The organism is Rhodococcus sp. 1168, from assembly GCF_002091955.1.
Lineage (GTDB): Bacteria > Actinomycetota > Actinomycetes > Mycobacteriales > Mycobacteriaceae > Rhodococcoides.
In genome coordinates this window covers 75,780-82,699 of the sequence record NZ_MKKY01000018.1, presented here as the reverse complement: position 1 = coordinate 82,699, position 6,920 = coordinate 75,780, and the positions used below count along the sequence as shown (strand labels likewise).

Sequence of the window (6,920 nt, the reverse complement as noted above, 5' to 3'; positions counted from 1 at the left end):
GGCGGTTTCAAGTGGTTGTTGCAACGACTAACTCGTTGATCACTTTTGCTGGTGATTTCCAGCCTAGTGTTTTCCGGGGGCGGTCGTTGAGTTCAGCGGCGACCGCTTGGAGTCGTTCGGCGGTGTGCACGGACAGGTCGGTGCCTTTTTTGAAGTATTGCCGCAGGAGTCCGTTGGTGTTTTCGTTCGTTCCGCGCTGCCAGGGACTGTGGGGGTCGCAGAAGTAGATTGCCATGTCGGTGGCCATAGTGATTTCTGCATGCCGACGCATTTCGAGACCTTGATCCCAGGTCACCGACTGTTTGAGTACCGCAGGCATCGACCGGATTGCCTCGATCATCGCGTCTCGGACGGCGTCGAGATTGTGCGAGTGCGGCAGGTGGAGCAGCATGGTGAACCGTGACGTGCGCTCGACGAGGGTGCCGATCGCCGATTTGTTGCCGGCACCGAGGATCAGGTCGCCTTCCCAGTGCCCGGGTACTGTGCGGTCTTCGACGTCGTCGGGTCGTTCGGAGATCAGCGTTTTGTCGGGGATGTGATGAGCGTTGCTGGGTACCCGGCCGTGTTTGCGGCGATGCGCCCGCCCGGTCCGTAGTGCATCGGCGACTTCGGCTTTGAGTTCGCCTTTGGCTTGGACGTAGATGGCGTTGTAGATCGTTTCGTGCGACACGTGCATCTCCGGTCGATCGGGGTAGTCGATCTTCAGTGTCGCCGAGATCTGTTGTGGTGACCACTTTTTGCGGAGTCTGCGGACGACTTCTGTGCGGAGCTCACTGTTGCGGTCGGCGAGTTTCGCGGCCTTGGGTCGGCGGGCGCGTGTGTCCGCTCGCTGGTGTGCGGACACTGATCGGTAGGTGCCGCCAAGGTTGGTGTTGCGTTTGAGTTCGCGGGAGACGACGGACTTGTGACGTCCGATCAGGTCGGCGATATCGGTCTGGGTTAGTCCCATCGCGGTGCCGATCGCGATTTCCTCTCGTTCGGCTTGCGAGAGGAATCGTCCGCTGGGTTCGGGCCGGACCCGTTTGGCCCCGCGGACGATTCCTGCCTTCTGATCTATCCACCGCTTGCCGGTGGTGCGGCTGACGCCGGCAGCGGCCGACGCGTGGATCACTGAAGCACCCGAATCTCGCATGGCATGGAACTTAGCGACTACTTCTGCGCGATTCGGGACAACACGTCGTGGCATCTGCTCGACATCTCCTCAGGTCAGGAGCTGTGTTGCAACGACCACTTGAGATTGCCCAAATCGTATGAATGGGCCATTGAAGCGGTGGGGGCGGACGGAGCGGTGGGGGCGGACGGAGCGGTGCACCCATCCCGCTGACGACGAAGCGGGCCGTACCCCTTTCGGAGTACGGCCCGCTGAGTCGAGACTACTGAGTCGAAACTACCGACTAGTCGCTGTCACTGTCGCCGGTGGCCTTGGCCAGGTCGACGGGCAGTTCGTCAGGAACACTGATCGGCTTCTTCTCGCCGCGGAACGTGAACTTCGCGTCCTCGCCCGAGCCTTCGCCGTCCCAGTTCTCGACGTCGACCAGGATGATCTGGCCGGCTTCGACCTCGCCGAACAGGATCTTCTCCGACAACGCATCCTCGATCTCGCGCTGGATGGTGCGACGCAGCGGCCGCGCACCCAGTACCGGATCGAATCCTCGCTTGGCCAGCAGGGACTTGGCCTTCTCGGTGACCTCGATCGACATGTCCTTGTTCTTGAGCGCACCTTCGACTCGGTTGAGCATGAGGTCGACCATCTGGACGATCTCGTCCTTGGTGAGCTGGTGGAACACGACGATGTCGTCGATACGGTTGAGGAACTCCGGGCGGAAGTGCTTCTTCAGCTCGTCGTTGACCTTGAGCTTCATCCGCTCGTAGTTCGATCCGGTGCCTTCACCCGAGGAGAACCCGAGCCCGACTGCCTTCGAAATGTCCGCGGTACCGAGGTTCGAGGTGAAGATCAACACGGTGTTCTTGAAGTCGACCGTGCGTCCCTGGCCGTCGGTGAGACGGCCGTCTTCGAGCACCTGCAGGAGGGTGTTGTAAATCTCCTGGTGTGCCTTCTCGATCTCGTCGAACAGAACGACGGAGAACGGCTTGCGACGGACCTTCTCGGTGAGCTGGCCGCCCTCTTCGTACCCGACGTAGCCGGGAGGTGCACCGAACAGCCGCGATGCGGTGAAGCGGTCGTGGAACTCGCCCATGTCGATCTGGATGAGGGCGTCGTCCTCGCCGAACAGGAAGTTCGCGAGTGCCTTCGACAGCTCGGTCTTACCGACACCGGACGGGCCGGCGAAGATGAACGAGCCCGACGGACGCTTCGGATCCTTCAGGCCTGCACGAGTACGACGGATTGCCTTCGAGACGGCCTTGACTGCCTCGACCTGGCCGATGATCCGCTTGTGCAGTTCATCTTCCATGCGGAGCAGACGAGTGGTCTCTTCCTCGGTGAGCTTGAACACGGGGATACCGGTCCAGTTTCCGAGGACCTCGGCGATCTCGTTGTCGTCGACCTCGGCAACTACGTCGAGGTCACCGCTACGCCACTGCTTCTCACGCTCGGCGCGTTGGGAGACGAGCTGCTTCTCCTTGTCACGCAGGTTCGCGGCCTTCTCGAAGTCCTGCGCGTCGATCGCAGACTCCTTTTCCCGACGTGCGTCCGCGATCTTGTCGTCGAACTCACGCAGGTCTGGTGGAGCAGTCATTCGACGGATGCGCATCCGCGCGCCCGCCTCGTCGATCAGGTCGATCGCCTTGTCCGGCAGGAATCGATCGTTGATGTAACGATCGGCCAACGTGGCAGCGGCAACGAGTGCACCGTCGGTGATGGAGACGCGGTGGTGCGCCTCGTACCGATCGCGCAGACCCTTGAGGATCTCGATGGTGTGCTCGACGGTCGGCTCGCCGACCTGCACCGGCTGGAAACGACGCTCGAGAGCGGCGTCCTTCTCGATGTACTTGCGGTACTCGTCGAGGGTGGTGGCACCGATGGTCTGCAGCTCACCGCGGGCCAACTTCGGCTTGAGGATCGAGGCCGCGTCGATAGCACCCTCGGCTGCGCCCGCACCGACGAGAGTGTGGAGCTCGTCGATGAACAGGATGATGTCGCCGCGGGTGTTGATCTCCTTGAGGACCTTCTTCAGGCGCTCTTCGAAGTCTCCGCGGTATCGGCTACCGGCAACCAGCGAACCGAGGTCGAGGGTGTAGAGCTGCTTGTCCTTGAGTGTCTCGGGCACCTCACCGTTGACGATCGCCTGAGCCAGGCCCTCGACAACAGCGGTCTTACCCACGCCGGGCTCACCGATGAGGACAGGGTTGTTCTTCGTACGACGGCTCAGCACCTGCATGACGCGCTCGATTTCCTTCGCGCGACCGATGACCGGGTCCAATTTGCCTTCGAGTGCAGCCTGGGTCAGGTTGCGACCGAACTGATCGAGAACCAGCGACGTCGATGGCGTACCTGCATCGCCGCGTCCGCTACCGCTCTCGGACGGCTCCTTGCCCTGGTAACCGGAGAGCAGCTGGATAACCTGCTGACGCACCCGGTTGAGGTCGGCTCCGAGCTTGACCAGTACCTGAGCCGCGACGCCTTCGCCTTCGCGGATCAGACCCAGCAGGATGTGCTCGGTGCCGATGTAGTTGTGGCCGAGCTGCAACGCTTCGCGCAGACTGAGCTCGAGTACTTTCTTGGCGCGCGGGGTGAACGGAATATGACCGGACGGAGCCTGCTGGCCCTGACCGATGATCTCCTCGACCTGGCTGCGGACTCCTTCAAGGGAGATACCCAGCGACTCCAGAGACTTCGCTGCGACGCCCTCACCCTCGTGGATGAGCCCGAGCAGGATGTGTTCCGTGCCGATGTAGTTGTGGTTGAGCATCCGGGCTTCTTCTTGAGCCAGGACGACAACACGCCGCGCGCGATCGGTGAACCTCTCGAACATCGCTCTCCCTCACTTCTCGGTGGGTGGTAGCACTCCGCCCACCAGGTCTTCTAGCACCACGGTATTTGGTAAATCGGGTTCGCCGGCATTTGAAGGTAAGTCTCGAACGTAGATGCCGAAAGGTATCCACGCCTCCAGCCTTACTCTAGTTGGCCGAAGGTTCACTTGCCGACCCTCGACCCCCTCTACAGATCATCTCTGATCTCCAGCGACGGACCTATGTGCCTGCTTACTGTTCATAACGCACCGTCGGGGCAATTCGTTTCCCCTCGGGTGTCCGCTGTTGGCGAACAATAAACTTTGCGCGCAAGTCAGCCCTGAGACGGCTTCACGATCGGAAACAGAATCGTCTCTCGGATACCCAGTCCGGTCAGCGCCATGAGGAGCCTGTCGATTCCCATACCTGTGCCCGTGGTCGGAGGCATGCCCTGCTCCATCGCTGCCAGGAAGTCCTCGTCGAGAACCATGGCCTCGTCGTCGCCGGCCGCAGCCTGACGTGCTTGATCCTCGAACCGCTCCCGCTGGATGACCGGATCGACCAGTTCGGAGTAACCCGTCGCCAGTTCGAACCCGCGAATGTAGAGATCCCACTTCTCGGTAACGCCCGGCTTGCTGCGGTGCTGACGAGTCAGCGGAGACGTCTCGACCGGGAAGTCACGAACGAAGGTCGGCGCAAACAAATCGTTACCGATCTGGTTCTCCCACAACTCCTCGACGAGCTTGCCGTGGCCGTAGATGGACTTGCCGTCCTTGAGCGGGACGTCCACCCCGATCTTCTCGGCGATGGCAAGTAGTTCCTCGACTGTGGTGTCTGGCGTCACGACGATTCCGAGCGCCTCCGACAGCGACGGGTACATCTCGAGTGTCGTCCACTCACCGCTCATGTCGTAGGTCGTGCCGTCGGGCAGCAGGATCACCTGAGTTCCGAGCGCAGCTTCGGCAACCTCTTGGATGAGCTCACGGGTCATCTTCGCCGAGTCGTCGTATGTTCCGTACGCCTCGTAGGTTTCGAGCATCGCGAATTCGGGAGAGTGCGAGGAGTCGGCGCCTTCGTTACGGAAGTTGCGGTTGATCTCGAAAACCTTCTCGATGCCGCCCACTACGCAGCGCTTGAGGAACAGTTCCGGTGCGATGCGGAGAAACAGGTCGGTGTCGAGTGCGTTGGAATGAGTTACGAAGGGGCGAGCGGCGGCGCCACCATGCAAGGTCTGCAGCATCGGGGTCTCGACTTCGAGAAAGCCCCGTCGCTCCAGCGCGTTGCGCAGTTCGCGTACGACGGCGATGCGCTTACGGGCGACCGCGCGTGCTTCCGGGCGCGTGATCAGATCCAAGTATCGCTGCCGGATACGCGTCTCTTCGTTCAGTTCCTTGTGCGCCACCGGGAGCGGCCGAAGAGCCTTCGACGCGATCTCCCACGAATCTGCCATCACGCTGAGCTCGCCGCGGCGGGAGCTTATGACCTCGCCGTGTACGAAGACGAAGTCACCGAGATCGACGTCCGACTTCCACGCCGCCAATGCGTCCTCACCGACACCCGCGAGGCTGATCATTGCCTGGAGTTGAGTTCCGTCGCCTTCCTGGAGAGTGGCGAAACACAACTTGCCGGTGTTGCGGACGAAAATTACGCGACCGGCGACTCCGACGAGCACGCCCGTCTTCGCATCGGCTTCGAGGTTGGAGTACCGGTCACGAATCTCGAGCAACGTGTGCGTCCGTGCCACGGACACGGGGTACGCCTCACGTCCCTGTTCGAGCAACCGGTCCCGCTTGGCGCGACGGATCCGAATCTGTTCCGGAGTGTCGTCGGCAGTGGAGGAAGCTGAATCAGTCACAGACGCACACTTTATCTGTCGAACCCCTCAACAGGAGAATCAGTGCGCACTGACGGCCTGTGCTTCACGCACGGTGTGCTTGGCGTTGGTCAGCACGCCGAGCAGGCCGGCCGACTTCAGTGCCTGATACCCACCGACAAGGTCGGTGGCCTTCGTGAGACCCAGATCTTGCAACGACGCCGCGGCGAGGCTGGAGGTGTAGCCCTCGGAGCAGATGACGATCCACTCGACCTCGTGATCGACTGCGACGGCGAGCCGAGCATCACTCGTCGGATCCAGTCGCCACTCCAGCACGTTGCGCTCGATGGCAAGCGCGCCGGGCAACGTACCCTCCACGGCACGCTGCGCCTGAGGCCGAATATCTACGACGACGGCACCACGCGCAACGGCGTCGCGAAGCTCGAAGACGGTGGTGCGCTCGATGCGGCTGCGCGCCTGATCCAACATTTCGACGATCGTCATTTCGATGCACCTTCGGGTTCGTCGGTCAGCTCGGTACGGGTTCTTCGGATCGAGGAGTGCTCGGTGACCTCGTAGTAGGACATTGCTGTCAGCGGTGGCGAGTACGCGTGAACGCTGAGCGTCGGGCCCGGCGCGGCGGAGCCCGATGCGTGCACGACGTCGTGGACCCACCCGAGCGGGAACGACGCTTGATCCCCGGCATCGAGATGTCGGCTCTTCAGTTCATTTCCGGCCCAACGAGATTCGACGAGGGAGCCACTGAGGACGGTCAATGCGCCGATCGAGCCCGCGTGATCATGAAGCTCGGTGGACCGGTCCGGTACCCAGCTGATGAGCCAGACATCCAGGTCGTCGTCGGCGTGCAAACGAGAGGCCCAGCGTTCTTCGGCCGGCCAGAGCCCGCTCTCGGGCAGGATGTCGTCGAATCGGCCGTCCAGGACGTCCGAAGCGCCCTGGTCGGTGATACGCAGCAGGTCATGCGGCCTGAGCCGAGTAGGTAGAGAAAGACGAGGTGCGGATCGGTCGCGGTTGGACACAGAACGCACGGGTGGCGAAATAAAGACAGGTGTGGAAAGCACGGGGAGTACTCCAGAGTAGATGTTCGAACGAGGCAGCGATCAGCCTCGACAACACTCCTGGGGTCCCATGCACGTCATCACGAGAAAGATTGTTACACACGCAGCCCGCAAGC

At 61.7% G+C, this 6,920-nt stretch carries 5 protein-coding genes; all 5 read right to left on the bottom strand.

The genetic code is table 11. The features are described 5' to 3' along the window. Positions 1–7 precede the first annotated feature (7 nt). Complete coding sequence (locus BJI47_RS01055) at positions 8–1,186, bottom strand: IS30 family transposase (protein ID WP_217808487.1); 1,179 nt, start codon at positions 1,184–1,186, stop codon at positions 8–10. A 208-nt stretch (positions 1,187–1,394) separates the two neighbouring features. After that, a complete protein-coding gene (locus BJI47_RS01045; RefSeq protein ID WP_084345516.1) occupies positions 1,395–3,935 on the bottom strand; it encodes an ATP-dependent Clp protease ATP-binding subunit in 2,541 nt (846 codons plus the stop codon). A gap of 311 nt (positions 3,936–4,246) precedes the next feature. Next, entirely contained in the window at positions 4,247–5,767 is a 1,521-nt protein-coding gene (gene lysS, locus BJI47_RS01040; RefSeq protein WP_088941958.1) for a lysine--tRNA ligase, read from the bottom strand. Positions 5,768–5,806: 39 nt separating this feature from the next. After that, a complete protein-coding gene (locus BJI47_RS01035) occupies positions 5,807–6,229 on the bottom strand; it encodes a rhodanese-like domain-containing protein (RefSeq protein ID WP_088941957.1) in 423 nt (140 codons plus the stop codon). Then, positions 6,226–6,774 (bottom strand): cysteine dioxygenase family protein, encoded by a 549-nt coding sequence (locus BJI47_RS01030; RefSeq protein ID WP_176224614.1) that lies wholly within the window; start codon positions 6,772–6,774, stop codon positions 6,226–6,228. The genes BJI47_RS01035 and BJI47_RS01030 overlap by 4 nt, the downstream gene beginning before the upstream one ends. Positions 6,775–6,920 lie beyond the last annotated feature (146 nt).